The organism is Corallococcus sp. AS-1-12, assembly GCF_020036995.1.
Classification (GTDB): domain Bacteria; phylum Myxococcota; class Myxococcia; order Myxococcales; family Myxococcaceae; genus Corallococcus.
Window position 1 is genome coordinate 36993 of sequence record NZ_JAIQDD010000028.1, and the last position, 18832, is coordinate 55824.

At 70.8% G+C, this 18832-nt stretch carries 22 protein-coding genes and 1 pseudogene; 19 read left to right on the plus strand and 4 right to left on the minus strand.

The genetic code is table 11. The features are described 5' to 3' along the window. Positions 1-6: 6 nt before the first annotated feature. From K8556_RS31530 to K8556_RS31545, 4 genes are all read right to left on the minus strand, one after another. Positions 7-1368, minus strand: coding sequence for a cell wall metabolism sensor histidine kinase WalK (locus tag K8556_RS31530; protein ID WP_223743816.1), 1362 nt, complete (start codon positions 1366-1368; stop codon positions 7-9). Between the two features lie 7 nt (positions 1369-1375). Further along, positions 1376-2056, minus strand: coding sequence for a winged helix-turn-helix domain-containing protein (locus K8556_RS31535; protein ID WP_223743817.1), 681 nt, complete (start codon positions 2054-2056; stop codon positions 1376-1378). Positions 2057-2188: 132 nt separating this feature from the next. Then, the gene (locus K8556_RS31540; RefSeq protein WP_223743818.1) at positions 2189-2677 is read right to left on the minus strand and encodes a hypothetical protein; all 489 of its coding nucleotides are present in this window, start codon (positions 2675-2677) and stop codon (positions 2189-2191) included. Beyond that, positions 2674-3603, minus strand: a complete 930-nt coding sequence (locus tag K8556_RS31545; protein WP_223743819.1) for a hypothetical protein — start codon at positions 3601-3603, stop codon at positions 2674-2676. The genes K8556_RS31540 and K8556_RS31545 overlap by 4 nt, the downstream gene beginning before the upstream one ends. Positions 3604-3731: 128 nt before the next feature. On the opposite strand from K8556_RS31545, the gene K8556_RS31550 reads away from it, so the two are divergent. The 19 genes and pseudogenes from K8556_RS31550 to K8556_RS39280 form a co-directional block, all read left to right on the plus strand. Beyond that, positions 3732-4331 (plus strand): DUF177 domain-containing protein, encoded by a 600-nt coding sequence (locus K8556_RS31550; RefSeq protein ID WP_223743820.1) that lies wholly within the window; start codon positions 3732-3734, stop codon positions 4329-4331. A 58-nt stretch (positions 4332-4389) separates the two neighbouring features. Beyond that, entirely contained in the window at positions 4390-4578 is a 189-nt protein-coding gene (gene rpmF, locus K8556_RS31555; protein ID WP_014395447.1) for a 50S ribosomal protein L32, read from the plus strand. Between the two features lie 20 nt (positions 4579-4598). After that, positions 4599-5660, plus strand: coding sequence for a phosphate acyltransferase PlsX (gene plsX / locus K8556_RS31560; protein WP_223743821.1), 1062 nt, complete (start codon positions 4599-4601; stop codon positions 5658-5660). Between the two features lie 44 nt (positions 5661-5704). Further along, on the plus strand, positions 5705-6706 hold the full coding sequence (locus K8556_RS31565) for a beta-ketoacyl-ACP synthase III (protein WP_223743822.1): 1002 nt from the start codon (positions 5705-5707) through the stop codon (positions 6704-6706). Positions 6707-6734: 28 nt separating this feature from the next. Further along, positions 6735-7673: an ACP S-malonyltransferase gene (gene fabD, locus K8556_RS31570; protein WP_223743823.1), complete on the plus strand. Its 939-nt coding sequence runs from the start codon at positions 6735-6737 to the stop codon at positions 7671-7673. Next, the gene (fabG, locus tag K8556_RS31575) at positions 7670-8419 is read left to right on the plus strand and encodes a 3-oxoacyl-[acyl-carrier-protein] reductase (protein WP_223743824.1); all 750 of its coding nucleotides are present in this window, start codon (positions 7670-7672) and stop codon (positions 8417-8419) included. Before fabD ends, fabG begins: the two co-directional genes overlap by 4 nt. 106 nt (positions 8420-8525) lie before the next feature. Next, positions 8526-8774 (plus strand): acyl carrier protein, encoded by a 249-nt coding sequence (gene acpP / locus K8556_RS31580; protein WP_014395452.1) that lies wholly within the window; start codon positions 8526-8528, stop codon positions 8772-8774. An 85-nt stretch (positions 8775-8859) separates the two neighbouring features. Further along, the gene (gene fabF / locus K8556_RS31585; protein ID WP_223743825.1) at positions 8860-10116 is read left to right on the plus strand and encodes a beta-ketoacyl-ACP synthase II; all 1257 of its coding nucleotides are present in this window, start codon (positions 8860-8862) and stop codon (positions 10114-10116) included. A gap of 103 nt (positions 10117-10219) precedes the next feature. Further along, complete coding sequence (gene rpiB / locus K8556_RS31590; protein WP_223743826.1) at positions 10220-10666, plus strand: ribose 5-phosphate isomerase B; 447 nt, start codon at positions 10220-10222, stop codon at positions 10664-10666. 60 nt (positions 10667-10726) lie between these two features. Continuing rightward, complete coding sequence (gene glyA, locus K8556_RS31595) at positions 10727-11983, plus strand: serine hydroxymethyltransferase (protein ID WP_223743827.1); 1257 nt, start codon at positions 10727-10729, stop codon at positions 11981-11983. 9 nt (positions 11984-11992) lie between these two features. Next, a complete protein-coding gene (gene nrdR / locus K8556_RS31600) occupies positions 11993-12496 on the plus strand; it encodes a transcriptional regulator NrdR (RefSeq protein ID WP_014395456.1) in 504 nt (167 codons plus the stop codon). Positions 12497-12506: 10 nt separating this feature from the next. Continuing rightward, the gene (gene ribD, locus K8556_RS31605; protein WP_223743828.1) at positions 12507-13670 is read left to right on the plus strand and encodes a bifunctional diaminohydroxyphosphoribosylaminopyrimidine deaminase/5-amino-6-(5-phosphoribosylamino)uracil reductase RibD; all 1164 of its coding nucleotides are present in this window, start codon (positions 12507-12509) and stop codon (positions 13668-13670) included. A gap of 40 nt (positions 13671-13710) precedes the next feature. Continuing rightward, positions 13711-14376 (plus strand): riboflavin synthase, encoded by a 666-nt coding sequence (locus K8556_RS31610; RefSeq protein ID WP_223743829.1) that lies wholly within the window; start codon positions 13711-13713, stop codon positions 14374-14376. Positions 14377-14403: 27 nt separating this feature from the next. Next, entirely contained in the window at positions 14404-14904 is a 501-nt protein-coding gene (gene ribE / locus K8556_RS31615) for a 6,7-dimethyl-8-ribityllumazine synthase (RefSeq protein ID WP_223743830.1), read from the plus strand. A 5-nt stretch (positions 14905-14909) separates the two neighbouring features. After that, on the plus strand, positions 14910-15335 hold the full coding sequence (nusB, locus tag K8556_RS31620; protein WP_223743831.1) for a transcription antitermination factor NusB: 426 nt from the start codon (positions 14910-14912) through the stop codon (positions 15333-15335). Continuing rightward, positions 15332-15823, plus strand: a complete 492-nt coding sequence (locus K8556_RS31625; protein ID WP_223743832.1) for a M17 family peptidase N-terminal domain-containing protein — start codon at positions 15332-15334, stop codon at positions 15821-15823. The genes nusB and K8556_RS31625 overlap by 4 nt, the downstream gene beginning before the upstream one ends. A gap of 54 nt (positions 15824-15877) precedes the next feature. Further along, the gene (locus K8556_RS31630; RefSeq protein ID WP_120618951.1) at positions 15878-16252 is read left to right on the plus strand and encodes a response regulator; all 375 of its coding nucleotides are present in this window, start codon (positions 15878-15880) and stop codon (positions 16250-16252) included. Continuing rightward, positions 16249-18486, plus strand: coding sequence for a chemotaxis protein CheA (locus K8556_RS31635; RefSeq protein WP_223743833.1), 2238 nt, complete (start codon positions 16249-16251; stop codon positions 18484-18486). Before K8556_RS31630 ends, K8556_RS31635 begins: the two co-directional genes overlap by 4 nt. Further along, positions 18434-18781 (plus strand): annotated as a pseudogene (locus tag K8556_RS39280) (chemotaxis protein CheW); the annotation flags it as partial. The gene K8556_RS31635 and the pseudogene K8556_RS39280, both read left to right, overlap by 53 nt. Between the last annotated feature and the right edge of the window lie 51 nt (positions 18782-18832).

Sequence of the window (18832 nt, forward strand, 5' to 3'; positions counted from 1 at the left end):
CCCATCCTAGCCCGTCGCCGCCGTCGGGCCAGCCGCCGAGGGTAGAAAAATGACGAAGGTACTGCCCACGTTCGGCTGGCTCTCCACCTTCACCTCGCCGTCCATCGCGCCCATCAGATGCTTCACGATGGAAAGGCCCAGCCCCGTCCCCCCCATGTCCCGGCTGCGGCCCTTGTCCACCCGGTAGAATCGCTCGAAAATCCGGGAAAGATGCTTGGGCTCGATTCCCACGCCTGTGTCTCGCACGCGCACGACACACCGGCCGCCCTCGTACGCTCCGTCCACGTCCACCCGGCCGCCCGCGGGCGTGTACTTCACCGCGTTGTCGAGCAGGTTGAGGAGCACCTGCTCGATGGCTCGCCCGTCGCCCAGCGCCACCAGCTCCGGCGGCACGTGCAACCCGATTTGCTGGTTCTTGCCCTCGGCCTTGGGGCGCACGCCCTCCGCGGCGCGGGAGACGGCCAGGGCCAGGGGCACCTCCGTGCGCTGGAAGGTCATCTCGCGCGCCTCCAGGCGGGAGAGCTCCAGCAGGTCCTCCACCAGCTCGGAGAGGCGCTCGGACTGGCGGTGGATGATCTCCACCATCTTCGGCGCCACCTGGGTGTCCTGGAGCGCGCCGCCCTGGAGCGTCTCCGCGTAGCCGCGGATGGCGGTGATGGGCGTGCGCAGCTCGTGGGAGACGTTGGCCACGAAGTCCTTGCGCACCTTCTCCAGCCGGCGCAGCTCCGTGACGTCGTGGAAGACGGCGGCGCTGCCGGGCAGGTCGCGTCCCACGGGCGTCACGCGCACGGCCAGGGTGCGCGAGTACAGCCCCTCGAGCGTCAGCTCCAGCCGCGTGGAGGCGCCTTCGTGGCAGGCGCGGGCCACCGCGTCGTTGAGGGCCTCGTTGCGGATGAGCGCCAGCGGACGCTGGCCCACGATGGCGCCGTGGGCGGGCCGGAGCATCTCCGCGAGCGCGTCGTTGTGGCGCACCACGGTGCCCTCCGCGTCCGTCACCCAGAGCCCCTCCGCCATGCCGTCCAGCACGGCGGTGAGGATGCGCGCCTCCTGGTTGAGCGCGGCGGCGCGCATGGACAGCTTGTCGTCCAGCGTGTCGATGGCGTCTTCCAACTGCGCCAGGTCGTCCGTGCGCTCCAGGCCCGCGGGCGGCGCCACGTCCACGCCCGCCGCCAGCGACTGCGTCTTCTGGGTCAGCGCGCGGAGCTGTCGCTCCATGGCCACGCGGCTGGTCCCCAGAGCGAGCGCGGAGCCCGCAAGCGTGACGAGCCCCGCGGCGAGCGCGCCCGCCGGGTGCCCGAAGAGCACGAGCAACGTCGCGACCAGCAGGGGAGGAACGAGCAGGGCCAGGAGCGTGAAGCGCAGGGGCATGGCGGCCTCACGGAGGGCTGAGCTTGTAGCCCACGCCGCGCACGGTCTCGATGATGTCGCCCGCGGGGCCCAGCTTCTCGCGCAGGCGCTTGATGTGCGTGTCCACGGTGCGCGTGTGGATTTCGGCCTGGATGCCCCAGACGTCGGACAGGAGCACCTCGCGCGTCTGCACGCGGTCGCTCCGCTCCAGCAGCGTGCGCAGCAGGCGGAACTCCAGCGCGGTGAGGATGACCTCCTCGCCCTTCACGCGCACCTGGTGGCGCGACGTGTCCAGGCTGATGTCGCCGGCGGCCAGCACCGCGGCGGGTCCCTCCTCCGCGTCCGCGCGGCGCAGCACGGCCTTCACGCGCAGGAGCAGCTCGCGCACGGAGAAGGGCTTCACCACGTAGTCGTCCGCGCCCAGCTCCAGGCCCTGGATGCGGTCGGCCTCCTGTCCCTTGGCGCTGACGATGACGACCGCGGCCTTCTTCAGCTCCGGGTCGCTCTTGAGCATGCGCAGGACTTCACCGCCCGCCACGTCCGGCAGCATCAGGTCCAGCAGCACCAGGTCCGGAGGGTGGGCGCGCGCCCGGGCGAGGCCCCCCGCGCCGGTGTTCGCCGTGTCCGTTTCGAAGCCCGCCGCGCGGAGGTTGTAGTCGACGAGTCCGGCCAGGTCCTGCTCGTCCTCGATGATGAGGATGCGCGCCATGAAGGTGCTCCCGCGAAGGGATGGAATGCGTGGCGTCCCGTAACAGATTCGTTCCGGCCCGCCCGGGACATCCATGTGACATCCATGCGGCATGTCCGTCCGCCTCCCCACCAGGGGGCCGGCGCACGGGCGTCAGCGCGGAAACACCGGGTCGCAGGGCTGCGCGGTCAGCTCGATGGGGGCCGCCACCAGGGTCGCGTTGGTGCCGGAGTTCACCACGCGCAGGTAGTTGCAGGAGCTGCCCAGGAAGCGCGTGGGCGTGTCGGCCGTCAGCGCCTCGATGACGAGCGCGTAGTCGCGGCCCACGGGCACGTCCACCGAGAGCCCCATGGCCGAGCCGCCCGGGGCCGAGGCGAAGCGCAGCGTGCGCCCCGTGTGCCCGTCCGCGTCCTTCAACTCCAGCAGGTCGCTGGAGGACACCTGGGAGGACAGGCAGGTGCGCTGCAGCTCCGTGCAGTTGCGCTTCGTGCCGTCCTTCAGCACCGCCACCTGGTAGGCGCCCACCTGGCTGGCGACGGCGCGGCTCAGGGTGAGGTCCAGGCCCAGCGGCAGGGCCTCCGGCGCGGCGTCCGGGCCGCAGCCGGAGAGGAGCGCCAGCATCAGCAGGGTGGGGCGTCTCATGGCGCGGCGTCCTCCACGCGGATGGTGATGGGCACGCGGCCGCGCTCCTCCGACGAGGACAGGGCCACCACGCCGGCCGTGCCGCCAATGGCCACCGCGCCCACGGCCACCCACAGCCAGGGGCTCTTGTACCAGGGGCGGCCCGCGCCTTCCGTCAGCGCCGTGGCGGGCGCGGTGCGGGACGCCACCTGGAAGAGGAGCGGGTGGAACGGGTCCCCGCGCCCGGCCAGGCGCCGCTGGGCCGCGTCCACGACCTCGAAGTAGTACTCCACCTCATACGGCGTGGACTCCACCGGCAGCTCGTACGCGGGCAGCACGGCGGTGTAGTGCTCCGGCCGGGCGCGGTCGCGCGCGAAGTCCACCGAGGAGAAGCCCTGCGCCCCGGCGCGCCGGTAGAACATCCGGGCCCGCGCCCCCAGGGCCATGTCCCTCAGGACGGCATCCACCTCCACGCGCTCGCCCGGCGCCGGGTCCGGGATGGGGTCCACCTCCAGGGTGACGGGGTGGACGCGGCGGTGGCGCAGGTCCTCCTTCAGCTTCGCGAAGAGGCCGCGGACCTTCGGCGGCGCGGAGCGGGGCAGCTCGAAGTCCGGCCGGGCCTGCAGCAGCTTCTCGTACGCCCCGCGCGCCAGGGCCTCGTCGCCCAGGTAGAGGGCCGTGAGCCCCTGCAGGCGGTAGAGCTCCACCAGCTCGTCGTCCGTGACGTCGGGCGCGTCCAGCCCGCCCTGCACCACGCCCAGGGCCTCCTGGAAGCGGCCGGCCTCCAGCAGCTCCCTCGCGGCGTCGATGGCGGGGCTCGTGGGGCCCAGTTGGGAGAGCAGGGGAGATGGGGGAGGGGGCACACGGGCCTGCGCCGGCAGGGCGAGCGTCAGCCCGAGCCCCCAGACGCAGAGTGCGCCCCGCCAACCTCGGGCGGGGGTGCGCATCAGATGGAAAGCTAGCAGAGCGGTGTTGAGGGGATCCACGCGGCTCGGCTCGCGAGTCCAACCCGGCGTGTTGACTGAAGGGGGGAGTCCCTCTATGTTGCGCGCCCTTTTGCCGGGAAGCCTTGTAGATGGTCGTAAAGATTGAACAAATCAAAGAAGCGGGGCTGACGCTCGACGAGCCCATCGCTCCCGGGCTCCTCAAGGAGGCCCTGGAAGGCCCGGGGTCCGGCGAGGACACCGGCTTTCAGGCGACCGCTCCGTCCACGCTCCACGCCAACCTGCGCAAGGTCAGCGGCGGCGTGCTGCTGAAGGGCGACTTCACCGTCCACGTGGGCGCGCCCTGCAAGCGCTGCCTCACGGACGTGAAGCTGGACCTGCCCGTGTCCTTCACCATCAACCTGGTGCCGGAGTCCCTGGCCCGGGGTGACGACTTCAAGGACGACGACGAGAAGTCCATGGAGAAGAAGGAACGCACCCAGGGTGAATCCGCGGGCACGTTCGAACTGGACGACACGGACGAGCAGGTTTTCGATGGCAAGACGATCGATCTGGATCCGATCGTCCGGGAACAGGTATTGCTCGCGCTCCCGATGAGCGCGGTCTGTCGGGAAGACTGCCAGGGGCTCTGCTCGCAGTGCGGCCAGAACCTCAATGAGAAGAAGTGCGGCTGCGAGCCGAAGGTCGTGGACCCTCGACTGTCGCCGCTGAAGAACATCAAGCTGAACTGACGGTCCCTATGCCCCTCGCAGGTCGCGAGGGGGGACGGGTCCGATGCCGAGGTGAGCCGTGGGAGTTCCCAAGAAGCGGACGTCGAAGATGCGCCGGGACCGTCGTCGGGCCGGCAACAACAACCTGCGGACCCCCGTGCAGGTCATCAAGTGCTCCAAGTGCAAGGAGCCCGTGATGCCGCACCGCGCCTGCGCGGCCTGTGGCAACTACGGTGGCCGTGAGGTCATCGCGACCGCCGCGGAGTAGTTGAAAGCGGAAGGCTGCCGGTGCGGCTCGTCCTCGACGCGATGGGTGGCGACCACGCCCCCGACGCCGTCGTGGACGGGGGCGTGCTGTTCGCGCGAGCGTATCCCGGGCACGAACTCGTGCTGGTCGGGGACGCCACGCGTGTACGCCCTGTCCTGGAGCGCGCCGGCGCGCCTCCCAACATCCAGCTCCACCACGCGTCCGAAGTGGTGGAGATGGACGACCCCGCGACCGCCGCGTTCCGGCGCAAGCGGGACTCCTCGCTCCGGGTGGGCTTCGAGCTCGTCCGGCAAGGGGAGGCGTCCGCCCTCGTGTCGGCGGGCAACTCCGGCGCGGTGATGGCCGGTGGCATGTTGACGCTCGGCCGCATCCCCGGCGTGGAGCGTCCGGCCATCGCGGCCCTGTTCCCGGCCCTGAAGGGCGAAGGCCGCTGCCTGCTTTTGGACGCGGGCGCCAACGTGGACTGCCGTCCCTCGCACCTGGCCCAGTTCGCCGTGCTCGGCGAGGCCTACTCGCGCACGCGCCTGGGCGTGAAGCGCCCCCGGGTGGCGGTGCTCTCCAACGGCGAGGAGGACTCCAAGGGCACGCAGCTCACGCGGGACGCGAGCGCGCTGCTGCGCCGCTCGGACCTGGAGTTCGTGGGCTACGTGGAGGGCAAGGACCTGTTCTCCGGCGACGTGGAGGTCGTCGTGACGGACGGCTTCACCGGCAACATCGTCCTCAAGACGTCCGAGGGCGTGGGCATGGGCATCACCGGCTTGTTGCGCTCCGCCATCGAGAAGCGTGGCGGCCTGCCGGAGAAGCTGGGCGCGCTGTTGCTCAAGCCCACCCTGCTGGGGCTGCGCCGCGTCATGGACTACGCCGAGTACGGCGGCGCTCCGCTCCTGGGCCTCCAGGGAGTGGGCATCGTCGCGCACGGCCGCTCCTCCCCCCGCGCCATCCACAACGCGCTCGTCACCGCGCTGCAGCATGTGCGCGCGGGCGTGCAGGAGGAACTGACGCGCTGCATCGCCAACGCCGCCGCCTGGCTTCCTCCCCACCAACGGGGAAGGAAGGCGGACGGGGACGAAGGGGCCGATTAGAGCGCGCCGGCCACGCGTTGGACTCCGACGACTCCGGAGGCCCCGTGGCACGCACGCACATCATCGGAACCGGTTCCTATGCCCCCGCGCGGGTCCTGACCAACCAGGACCTGGAGCGCCTGGTGGACACGAGCGACGCGTGGATCCGCGAGCGCACCGGCATCCAGGAGCGCAGGCAGGCCGCCCCCGACGAGGCGACGAGCGACCTGGCGGTGAGCGCCTCCCGCCACGCGCTGGAGATGGCGGGCGTGGCCCCCGGCGACCTGGACCTCATCGTCGTGGGCACCGTCACCGCGGACATGCCCATGCCGTCCTGCGCCGCGCTGGTGCAGGCGAAGCTGGGGGCGAAGCGCGCCTTCGCCTTCGACGTGTCCGCCGCGTGCGCCGGAGGGCTGTACGCGCTGAGCGTGGCGGACCAGTTCGTGCGCTCGGGGCAGGTGAAGCGCGCGCTCGTCGTGGGCGCGGACCTGCTCACCCGCGCGGTGGACTGGACGGACCGCAACACCTGCGTCCTCTTCGGGGACGGCGCGGGCGCCCTGGTGCTGGCGGCGGCCCCGGAAACGGAGGACGACGCCATGGCGCCGCGCGGCATCCTCTCCACCCACCTGCGCACCGACGGCGACCTCGCGAACCTGCTCTGCATCCCCGCCGGGGGCTCCCGCACCCCCGTTACCGCGGACAACGTGGATGCAAATCTTCACAAGCTCAAGATGAACGGGAAGGAAGTCTTCCGCTTCGCGGTGCGCGCATTGGTGGAATCCACCCAGGCGTCCCTGGGGGCCCACGGGATGTCCACGACGCAGGTGGACCACGTCATCGCCCATCAGGCGAACCTGCGAATCCTGGAAGCCGTGATGGAGCGGCTGGAGATTCCCAAGGAAAAATGCTGGCTCAACCTGCACAAGTACGGCAACACGTCGTCCGCCTCGCTGCCCATGTCCCTGGATGAGGCGCAGCGCGCCGGCCGCCTCAAGCGCGGCGACGTCATCGCGATGATGGCCATTGGCGCGGGGATGGCGTGGGGCAGCGCGGTGGTGCGCTGGTAGGCAGGACGACACAAGGAAGGACCGCAACATGGCGAAGGTCGCGTTCGTGTTTCCCGGGCAGGGCAGTCAGGCCGTGGGGATGGGCAAGGACCTCTACGAGCAGTTCCCCGAAGCGCGGGCCGTCTTCGACGCCGTGGACGACGCGCTGCACGAGAAGCTCTCCACCACCTGCTTCGAGGGCCCGGAAGAGGCGCTGAAGCTCACCGCCAACACCCAGCCGGCCATCCTCACGGTGTCGGCCGCGGTGCACGCGGTGTTCCAGAAGCGGGGACCTGCCCCCGCGTTCGTCGCGGGCCACTCGCTGGGCGAGTACTCCGCGCTGGTGGCCGCGGGCGCGATGGACCTCCAGGACGCGGCGCGGGCGGTGCGCGCGCGCGGCACCTTCATGCAGGAGGCGGTGCCCGTGGGCACGGGCGGCATGGCCGTCATCCTGGGCCTCACCCCGGACGCGGTGAAGGCCGCCTGCGACGCCGCGGCGGAAGGGCAGGTCGTCTCCCCGGCCAACTACAACTCCCCCGAGCAGACGGTCATCGCGGGCCACGCGGCCGCGGTGGAGCGCGCGGGCGCGAAGTGCAAGGAGGCCGGGGCCAAGCGCGTGATGCCGCTGCCCGTCTCCGCCCCGTTCCACTGCGCGCTGATGGACCCCGTGAAGCCGCGCCTGGCGGAGGTGCTGGCGGGCGTGCGCATCCAGGCGCCGTCCGTGCCGGTGGTGAGCAACGTGGAGGCCAGGCCCAACGCGGACGCCTCCCGCGTGGTGCCGCTGCTGCTGGAGCAGGTGAGCGCGCCGGTGCGCTGGATTGAGTGCGTGGAGTCGCTGAAGGCGAACGGCGTCACGCACGTGGTGGAGCTGGGGCCGGGCAAGGTGCTGGGCGGGCTCATCAAGCGCATCACCAAGGACATCGAATCGTTCAACGTCGAGAACGCCGCGACCCTGGAGAAGGTGCTCGCCGCGCTGGGGGCAGCATGAGCGGCTTCAAGGACAAGGTGGTGCTGGTGACGGGCGGCTCGCGCGGCATCGGCCGGGCGTGCGCGCAGGCCTTCGCGAAGGCGGGCGCGTCCACCGTGGTCATCAGCTACGTGGGCAACGAGGCCGCCGCGCAGGAGACGGTGGGCCTCCTCCAGCAGGCGGGCGCGAAGGCGGAGGCCGTGCGCTTCGACCTGGCGGACACCGCCGCGTGCGCGGGCGCCATCGACGGCGTCGTCAAGGCGCACGGCCGGCTGGACGTCCTGGTGAACAACGCGGGCATGGCCATTGACGGCCTGGTGATGCGCGTCAAGGACGAGGACTGGGACCGGCAGTTGGACACCAACCTCCGGGGCGCCTTCGCGCTCATCCGCGCCGCCAGCCGCCCCATGATGAAGCAGCGCTCCGGCGCCATCATCAACATCACCTCGGTCGTGGGGGAGATGGGCAACCCGGGGCAGGCGGCCTACTCGGCGGCCAAGGCGGGGCTCATCGGCCTGACCAAGTCCGTGGCCAAGGAGCTGGCCACCCGGAGCATCCGCGTCAACGCCGTGTCCCCCGGGTTCATCGGGACGGACATGACCTCCCACCTGGACGACGAGCTGCGGCAGAAGATGGTGGGCGGCATCGCGCTGGGCCGCCTGGGCAACCCGGAGGAGGTCGCCGGGGCCGTGGTGTTCCTCGCGAGTGATGCGGCGTCCTACATCACCGGCGAGGTCCTGAAGGTCAACGGCGGCATGTACATGTAAGCCAAGGTTGGATTGCCGCCGGGCGTGGGATATACCGCGCCCGCCTTGAAGACGGCCCGCGACTCAAAACGGCGGGCCCCATCTGGAGCTGGAGGGTTCTGCACGTATGTCCACCACCGCAACCGACGTGGAAACCAAGATCAAGTCCATCATCGCCGACCAGCTCGGTGTGGGTGAGGATGAGATCAAGCCCGAGTCGTCCTTCATCGAAGACCTGGGCGCGGACAGCCTCGACATCGTCGAGCTGGTCATGGCGATGGAAGAGGAGTTCGAGGTCGAGATCCCGGACGACGAGGCGGAGAACATCAAGACCGTCGGCGACGCCGTGAACTACGTGAAGACCCACAAGAAGTAGGCAGTCGCGACACCCGGAAGTCCGGGGCCTGGGGAGCGTCCTCACCGGCGCTTCCGCGCCCCATCGCGGTCAGCGGAGAAGAACAGTGTCCAACCGTCGAGTCGTCATCACCGGCACCGGCATCATTTCTGCGCTGGGCACCGGCACCGAGAAGAACTGGCAGGCGATGCTGGCCGGTCAATCCGGTATCAGCACGATCACCCGTTTCGACCTGGGGAAGCTCGACGCGCGCATCGCGGGCGAGGTGAAGGACTTCCAGCCCGAGCAGTTCATCGACAGGCGCGAGGTGCGCCGGATGGACCTGTTCGCCCAGTACGCGATGGCCGCGGCCGACATGGCGGTGAAGGAGTCGGGCCTGCCCATCGGCCCGGACGCGCCCCATGGCTACCTCCCGGAGCGCGTGGGGGTCATCGTGGGCTCCGGCATCGGCGGCATCTCCTCCCTGGAGGAGCAGCACCGCAAGGGGCTGGAGAAGGGGTTCGACCGGCTGTCGCCCTTCTTCATCATCCAGATGATCGTCAACATGGCGCCTGGGCTCATCTCCATGCGCTACAACTGCAAGGGCCCCAACTGGGCCCCGGTGTCCGCGTGCGCCACCAGCGCGCACGCCATCGGCGAGGCCTGGAAGTCCATCCGCCTGGGTGAGACGGACGCGGCCATCGCGGGTGGCGCGGAGGCGGCCATCACGCCCCTGGGCATGGGCGGCTTCTCCGTGATGAAGGCCCTGTCCACGCGCAACGACGACCCGGCGCGCGCCAGCCGTCCCTTCGACAAGGAGCGCGACGGCTTCGTGATGGGCGAGGGCGCGGGCATCGTCGTCCTGGAGGAGATGGAGGCCGCGAAGAAGCGCGGCGCCAACATCCTGGCGGAGGTGGTGGGGTACGGCGCCAACTCGGACGCGTACCACGTCACCCAGCCGGCCCCGGAGGGCGAGGGCGCGGCGCGCTGCATGCGCCTGGCGCTGGCGTCCGCGGGCATGCGGCCGGACGAGGTGGGCTACGTCAACGCCCACGGCACGTCCACGCCGTTCAACGACGCCAACGAGACCAAGGCCCTGAAGGCCGTGTTCGGCGACCACGCGCGCAAGCTGGCGGTGTCGTCCACCAAGTCCATGACGGGCCACATGCTCGGCGCGGCGGGTGGCGCGGAGGCGGTGGTGAGCGTGCAGGTGCTCACCAAGAACGTGCTGCCGCCCACCATCAACATGACGTCGCCGGACCCGGACTGCGACCTGGACTACGTGCCCAACACGGCGCGCGACGCCCGCGTCGACGCGGTGATGAGCAACTCGTTCGGCTTCGGCGGCACCAACGCGGTGCTGGTGTTCAAGCGCTTTAGCTGACCGCCCTTCCGGCCCGCTGCTTCCCATGACGGGAGCGGCGGGCAGGGGCCCTCCTTCCTGGCCCCGCCCTCACGGCGCGGGCCCCGCTCCACGGAGTCCGGCCGTGAAAGTCATCCTCGCCTCCGACCATGCGGGCATCGAGCTGCGCCAGGAGCTGGTGGCGCTCCTGAAGGAGCGCGGCACCGACTTCCAGGACCTGGGCCCCCAGACGCGCGAGTCCGTGGACTACCCGGACTTCGCCTCCCTGGTGGCGCGCCAGGTGGTGGCGGAGGAGGGCACGCTGGGCGTGCTGGTGTGCGGCACCGGCATTGGAATGAGCATCGTGGCCAACAAGCACCGGGGCATCCGGGCGGCCCTCTGCACCACCGAGTTCGAGGCGCGGATGACCCGCGCGCACAACGACGCCAACGTGTTGTGCCTGGGCCAGCGCGTGGTGGGCGCGGGCGTGGCGCGCGGCATCCTGGAGGCCTTCCTCTCCACCGCCTTCGAGGGCGGCCGCCACGAGAAGCGCGTCCAGAAGATTCGTGACGTCGAGGCCCAGCAGCGCTGAGGCCTGGCAGGCGTCCCTTGAAGCAGTCCCCTTCGTTTCGTACGCCAGGAGGCAACCCCCATGGAGAACACCCGCACGCTGTCCCAGGTGGATCCTGAAATCGCCCAGGTGCTCCGGCACGAGACGGAGCGTCAGGAGGAGGGGCTGGAGCTCATCGCCTCGGAGAACTTCGTCTCCCCGGCGGTGATGGAGGCGGTGGGCTCCGTGCTCACCAACAAGTACGCGGAAGGCTACCCCGGCAAGCGCTACTACGGCGGCTGCGAGGTGGTGGACGTGGCGGAGAACCTGGCCATCGCGCGCGCGAAGGAGCTGTTCGGCGCGGACGCGGTGAACGTGCAGGCGCACTCCGGCAGCCAGGCGAACATGGGCGCCTTCATGGCCCTGATGAAGCCGGGCGACACCATGCTGTCCCTGGACCTCAACTCCGGCGGCCACCTCACCCACGGCGCGGCGTTCAACTTCTCCGGCAAGCTCTACAAGGTCGTCCACTACGGCCTGTCCCGCGACACGGAGACCATCGACTTCGCGCAGGTGGAGTCCCTGGCCCTGGAGCACAAGCCCAAGGTGCTGGTGGTGGGCGCGAGCGCGTACCCGCGCACGCTCGACTTCGCGAAGTTCCGGGAGATCGCCGACAAGGTGGGCGCCGCCATGCTGGTGGACATGGCCCACATCGCGGGCCTGGTGGCCGCGGGCGTGCACCCGTCTCCCGTGCCCTTCGCGGAGATCGTCACCACCACCACGCACAAGACGCTGCGCGGCCCGCGTGGCGGCATGGTGCTGTCGCGTGAGGCCTACGCGAAGACCATCAACAGCCAGATCTTCCCCGGCATCCAGGGCGGCCCGCTGATGCACGCCATCGCGGGCAAGGCGGTGGCCTTCAAGGAGGCGCTGTCGCCGGAGTTCAAGACGTACCAGAAGCAGATTGTGGCCAACGCGCAGGCGCTGGCGGAGGCGCTGAAGTCCGCGGGCCTGCGGCTGTGCTCGGGCGGCACGGACAACCACCTGATGCTGGTGGACCTGCGCGCCAAGAAGCTCACCGGCAAGGTGGCCGAGGACGTGCTGGGCAAGGCGGGCATCACCGTCAACAAGAACATGATCCCCTTCGACCCGGAGAAGCCCACGACGACCTCCGGCGTCCGGGTGGGCACCCCGGCCATCACCACGCGCGGCATGCGCGAGGCGGAGATGGCGGTGGTGGGCCGGCTCATCGGCCAGGCGCTGGACGCCGCGCAGGACGACGCGGCGCTGGCGCGGGTGAAGGGGCAGGTGAAGGAGCTGGCGCAGGGCTTCCCGCTGTACGCCTCGCGGCTGAAGTAACCGAAGCCCGTGCGCTGCCCCTTCTGTCAGGACCCGGAGAACAAGGTCATCGACTCGCGAGAGTCGCACGAGGGCTCCGTCATCCGGCGGCGCCGCGAGTGCCTGGCCTGCAAGCGCCGCTTCACCACGTACGAGCGGGTGGAGGAGCTCTACCCGCTCATCGTGAAGAAGGACGGGCGCCGCGAGGCCTTCGACCGCGAGAAGATGCTCAACGGCCTGAAGAAGGCGTGTGAGAAGCGCCCGGTGTCCGCCGCGCAGTTGGAGGCGACGGTGGAGGACATCGAGCGGCTGCTCCAGGGGATGGGGGAGAAGGAGGTCCCCTCCTCATCCATTGGCGAGCACGTGATGCGGCGGTTACAGCAACTGGACGAGGTGGCCTACGTGCGCTTCGCGTCCGTGTACCGCAGCTTCCGGGACATCTCCGAGTTCATGCACGAGCTGAAGGACCTGCTCGAGGACCAGGAGCGTGAGCGCAAGGCGAAGCCGCCTGTGACTCCGCCCAAGGACGGTTAGGAAGGGCGGTATGCGCTTGCTCACGCGGTCACGGTTGCAGGCGGTGAAGACGCCCCGCTCCAAGCGCGCGGCGGACTTCGACCACGCGGTGGCCGAGTTCTTCATGCGCATCGCCCTGGAGGAGGCCGCCAAGGGCCTGGGCCGCACCAGCCCCAACCCCGTCGTGGGCGCGGTGCTGGTGAAGGGCGGGCGCATCATCGCGCGCGGCCACCACAAGAAGGCCGGCACGGCGCACGCGGAGGTCGTCGCGCTGGAGGCCGCGGGCTCCAAGGCGCGCGGCGCGGACCTCTACACGACGCTGGAGCCGTGCGACCACTACGGGCGCACCCCGCCGTGCAGCCTGGCGGTGCTGGAGGCCGGCGTGCGGCGCGTGTTCAGCGCGTCGTCCGACCCCAACCCGCTGGTCAGCGGCAAGGGGCTCAACCGGCTCAAGCGCGGCGGCGTGTCGGTGGTGACGCACGTCCTCAAGGACGAGGCGGACGCGCTCAACCGGCCCTTCTTCAAGATGATGCGCACGGGCCTGCCGTGGGTGACGCTCAAGGCCGCGGTGACGCTGGACGGGAAGATCGCCGCGCCCTCCGGCGACTCGAAGTGGGTGACGGGCGAGGCTTCACGCGCGTGGGTGCACCGGCTGCGCGACCAGGTGGACGCCATCCTCGTGGGCGCCAACACCGTGCGCATGGATGACCCGCGGCTCACCACGCGGCTGCCCGGCGGCGGGGGCAAGGACCCGGTGCGCGTGGTGGTGGACTCGCACCTCAAGCTGTCCCCGGGCCACACCGTCTTCACGCAGCGCAGCCCCGCGCGCACCGTCATCGCCACGCTGGAGGATCCGGAGGGCCGGCGCGCCCGGCGCTTCCTGGCCCAGGGCGTGGAGGTGTGGAACGTGCGCGCGAAGCAGGACCGCGTGGACCTGAAGGCCGTGCTCAAGCGCGTGAAGAAGGAGGGGCTCAACCACGTGCTCGTGGAGGGCGGCGCGGGCCTGTACGGCACGCTGCTCCGCGAGCACCTGGCGGATGCGCTCGCCCTGTTCCTCGCTCCCAAGCTGGTGGGGGCCGGGGGCCTGACGTGGACGGGGGAGCTGGGCGTGAAGGACATGGCCCAGGCCCTGGCCGTGAAGGACCTGACGATGGAGAAGGTGGGGGACGACGTCCTGCTGCGCGCCCTGCTCTGAAGGCCAGCGCCCGGGCAGGGCATCCGTTAAGGTTCCGGCCATGTTCACCGGCCTCATCCAGGACACTGGCACCATCACCCGCGTCGCCTCTGGCGCGATGACCGACTACTGGATTCGCACCTCGCTGGGCGCGGAGGCCTTCGCCCTGGGGGAATCCATCGCCGTGGACGGCGCCTGCCTCACCGTCGTGGAGAAGGGGGGGGACACCTTCCGCGTGCAGGCGGCCCCGGAGACGCTGCGGCGCACCACCCTGGGGGACCGCAGGGCGGGCGACCGGGTGAACCTGGAGCGGGCGCTCGCCCTGGGGGACCGGCTGGGCGGCCACCTGGTGTCGGGCCACGTGGACGCCGTCAGTGAAGTGCTGGAGACGTTCGCGGAAGGGGGCTCGTGGGTGATGGTGTTCCGGCTGCCCCCGGAACTGGCGCCCTGCTTCATCGAAAAGGGCTCCGTCACCATCGACGGCATCAGCCTCACGGTGAACGCGGTGGACGCCGGCACCTTCCGGGTGCAGTTGATTCCGGAGACCCAGGCGCGCACCACCCTGCACGGCAAGGGCCCGGGGGCGAAGGTGAACCTGGAGGGCGACCTCATTGGCAAGTACGTGGCCCGGCTGTACGCCCTCCGGGGCGCCCCGGAGGCCGCCACCCCGGGGGCGGGGCTGACGGAGGCGGTGGTGCGGGCGGCGGGTTTCAGCCCTCGCGGGTAGGGGCTCGGGTGGTGTAAGGAGCGCGCCATGCCTCGCTATTTCGAAGGGGATTTCCTCCCCCCCCAGGGCCGGTTCGCCATCTGCGTGTCCCGGTTCAACAGCTTCATCACGGAGGAGCTCTTGAAGGGCGCCGTGGACACCCTGGTGCGCCATGGCGTGAAGGACGACGCCATCGACGTGTACCGCTGCCCCGGCACCTATGAGCTGCCCGGCCTCACCCGCCGCGTGTCGGAGGGGGGCCAGTACGGGGGCATCATCGTCCTGGGCGCCGTGATTCGCGGCGGCACCCCCCACTTCGACTACGTGGCGGGCGAGTGCGCCAAGGGCATTGGTTCGGTGGCATTCAGCGCGGCCGCCGGCCCGAAGCCGGCGTCGGTGACGTTCGGCGTCCTCACGTGCGATACCGTGGAGCAGGCCATCGACCGGGCGGGCGTGAAGGCGGGCAACAAGGGCGCGGAGGCCGCGCTGGCCTGCATCGAGATGGTCAACCTCTTCGCGCGCATGTCCGGCGCGGAGCGAAAGGGCTAACCGCGATGGGCGCGCGCAGAACGGCACGAGAGCGGGCGCTGCAGGCGCTCTACAAGTTGGAGATGGACCAGGGCGCCACCACGCGGGAGGCGCTGGACTCCGCGTGGGCCGCCTCCGCGGAGGACGGCAACCCGGAGCCGGACGCGGTGAAGTTCGCCAAGGAGCTCGTGGAGGGCGTGGAGGCCCACCGCGAGGAGATTGACGGGCTCATCGAGCGCCACAGCCACAACTGGCGCCTGGACCGCATGTCCCGCATCGACCGCAACGTCCTGCGGCTGGGCATCTTCGAGCTGAAGTACCGCCCGGACATCCCCCGCAAGGTGACCATCAACGAGGCCGTGGAGCTGGGGAAGAACTTCGGCACCGAGGAGTCGAGCGCCTTCGTCAACGGCCTGCTGGACCGCGTCGCGGTGGCGCTCGGGAAGCCGTGAGCCAGACGCAGACCCTGGACGTGGGCCTGGAGGGCCTGGACGCGCTGAACGGGGTGGACGCCCTCTGCCTCTTCGTGGCCGAGGACGACCGCCCCCTGCCGTCCTCCGCCGGCTACGTGGACTGGCGGCTGTGCGGCGCCCTGTCGCGCGTGCTCCAGGGTGGGTTCTTCACCGGCGTGAAGGACGACTGGCTCCTGTTGCCGTCGGACGGGAAGCTGTCCGTGCCGCGCATCTTCGTGGTGGGGCTGGGCTCCCGGAAGCGCCTGGACGCGTCCGCGCTGGGCGAGGCGCTGGCGGGCGCGGCCAAGGTGCTGAGCCGCGCGAAGGTGGAGTCGGTGGCCTTGGAGGTCCCCCAGGGGGCTTCCCTGAGCGACTCCGCCCGCGCGGAGGCGTACCAGCGGCAGTTCCTGCCCGCGTTCAAGGGGGGACGGGTGTCCCTCCTCGCGGACAAGGGCCTTGTCGGGTCGCTGTCATCCCGGAAGGGCTGACGCACAGCGACCAGGCGGGGGTTCTGCTAGCATCCGGCCCTTGAGGCGCGCGCGATGAAGTTCAAGGTGTTGATCGTCGAGGACTCCAAGGTGTCGCGCGAGCACATCGCCGCGACCGTGGAGGCCGTGGAGGGCGTGGAGGCCGTCACCACGGCCAGCGGCTTCGAGGCGCTGAAGCTGCTGCCGCGCCAGCGCTTCGACCTCATCATCACCGACATCAACATGCCCGACATCAACGGGCTGGAGCTCATCAACTTCGTCAAGAAGAACCCCAACTACCGGGACGTGCCGCTCATCATCGTCACCACCGAGGGGCGTGAGCAGGACCGCTCGCGGGGCATGGCGCTGGGCGCCGCCGGCTACCTGGTGAAGCCGTTCCAGCCGGAGGACCTGGAGGCGCTCCTGCGGCGCTTCCTGAAGCCGCTGTGACGCCCGGAGGCAAGGCGCTGGCGGAGTTCGTCGCCGAGGCCACCGAAATCCTGGATGCGCTGGGCCGCGACCTGCTGGCCCTGGACGAGGCGCGCGGCCAGGAGGCGGACCCCGAGCACATCAACGGCATCTTCCGCGCGGCGCACTCGCTCAAAGGCCTGTCGGGCCTCTTCGGCCAGGAGCGCATCAGCCACCTGGCGCACGCGGCGGAGGACCTGCTGGACCGGCTGCGGCTGGGCCGGCTGACGCTGGACGACCAGGTCCTGGACACGCTGGTGGACGCGCTGGACACGTTCCAGGCGCTGCTCGGGGAGGCGTCCCGGAGCGAGGAGGGACAGGAGCTCACCCAGCGCACCCGCGACATGGAGGACCGCATGGCGCGGCTGGGTTCACCCCCGCCCGCCGTGGAAGAGGATCCGCTGGAGCGGCTGGAGCTGGACGCGACGGTGCGCGCCGTCTTCACCGAGTACGAAGAGCACCGGCTGCGCGAGAACGTGCGGCGCGGCGTGGCGCTGTGGCGCGTGCGCGCGGCGTTCGACCTCACGGACTTCGACCAGGGGCTGGCGGACCTGAACGCGCGCCTCAAGCCCCTGGGCGAGGTCATCAGCACGCTGCCCTCGTCGCGGCCGGGCGGCGCCAACGGCATCGCGTTCGACCTCATCTTCGGCGCGAAGGTGGACGCCCGGGCGCTGGAGGACGGCCTGAGGGGCACGCCCGCGGAGCTGGCGCCGCTGTCCGTCCGGCCGCCGGAAGCGGGCTCGGCGGGGCCCTCGTCCGGCGTTCCCCCGCCGCGCGAGGACGCCGAGGTCCTGCCTCCGGACGTAGACGTGGACGAGGACGGGGCCGACGAGGACGCCGAGGCGGAGGTGGAGACCACGAGCCTCGCGACCGTGCCCGCGCATCCGGGGCCGGGCGCTCCGCGCATTCGGGCGGTGGCGCCTCCGGCCACGGTGGTGGGGCTCCAGGCCGCCGCGTCCGCGCCCATCCCCGCGGGCCGTCCCAAGGCGGAAGAGACGTCCATGCGCTCGCTCACGCAGACGGTGCGCGTGGACATCGGGCGGCTGGACGGGCTCATCAACATGGTGGGCGAGCTCCTGCTCATCAAGGCCAACCTCCAGCGGCTGGCGGAGACGTCCCGGCAGGACGGCACCGTCGCGCTGTCCAAGCTCTTCGGTCAGGAGCTGTCGCGGGAGACGCGCCAGTTGGAGCGCAAGCTGGAGGCGCTCCAGGAGGGGCTGCTCGAAGCGCGCATGGTCCCGGTGGGCCAGGTCTTCGACAAGCTGGCGCGGCTGGTGCGGAAGATTGCCCGCGAGGCCGGCAAGGAGATCGACTTCGTCAGCTCCGGCGGCGAGGTGGAGCTGGACAAGCTCATCGTGGAGGAGCTCAGCGACCCGCTGATGCACCTCATCCGCAACGCCATCGACCATGGCGCGGAGGGCCCGGAGTCGCGGCTGTCCGCGGGCAAGCCCCGGCGCGCGACGGTCCGGCTGCGCGCGGAGCAGAAGGGCAACCACGTCGTCATCAGCGTGTCCGATGACGGCTCGGGCATCGACGAGGTGCGCGTGCGCGAGGTGGCGCTGTCGCGCGGGCTCGTCACCCCGTCGCAGGTCAGTGAGATGACGCGGCGCGAGCTGCTCAACCTCATCTTCCTGCCGGGCTTCTCCACCCGCTCCAGCGTCAGCTCGCTCTCTGGAAGAGGCGTGGGCCTGGACGTGGTGAAGAACAACCTGGGCAACCTCTCCGGCATCATCGACGTGTGGAGCGAGCGCGGGAAGGGCACGGCCTTCCACCTGACGCTGCCGGTGACGCTGGCCATCGTGCGCGCGCTGGTGGTGGGCGTCAGCGGCCGCACCTACGCGGTGCCGCTCAACAGCGTGCTCGAAATCCTCTCCGTGCAGCCGCGCGACATCCGCACCGTGGAGCGGCGCGAGGTGTTGGACCTGCGCGGCCAGACGCTGCCCTTCCTGCGGCTGGGGCGCCTGTTCCACCTGCCGGAGCGCGAGGTGAACCGCCACTTCGTCGTCGTGGTGGGCCTGGCGCAGCAGCGGCTGGGCATCGCGGTGGACGAGCTGTTCGGCCAGCAGGACATCGTCACCAAGCCCCTGGGCGGCCGGCTGAGCCGCGTGAAGGGCATCTCCGGCGCCACCGACCTGGGCAACCGCCGCACCGTCCTGGTGCTGGATGTCGCGGAACTCCTGGAAGAGGGCATCGCGCACGAGCGCCGCCGCGCTTGAGGCGTCCCTGCCGGGGGCTGCTATCCTCCCGGGCGTGTCCCGTTTCGAAGCCCTGCTCGACGCGTTCTTCTACCGCCCGGACGAGGACGTCGGCGGCCTGCTGGACTTCGCCGCGGGCAGCGACGACCTGGCGCAGCCGATCCCGGAGGAGGAGCCCGTCGAGTACCTGGCCTTCCGCCTGGAGGCGGAGTGCTACGCGGTGCCCATCCTCGCGGTGAGGGAGATCTGCAAGGTGCCGCTGCTCACGGAGATTCCGCGCGCGGAGCCGCAGCTCCTGGGCGTGATGAACCTGCGCGGGGAGCTGCTGCCCGTCTACGACGTGAAGCTGCGGCTGCGGCTGGCGGAC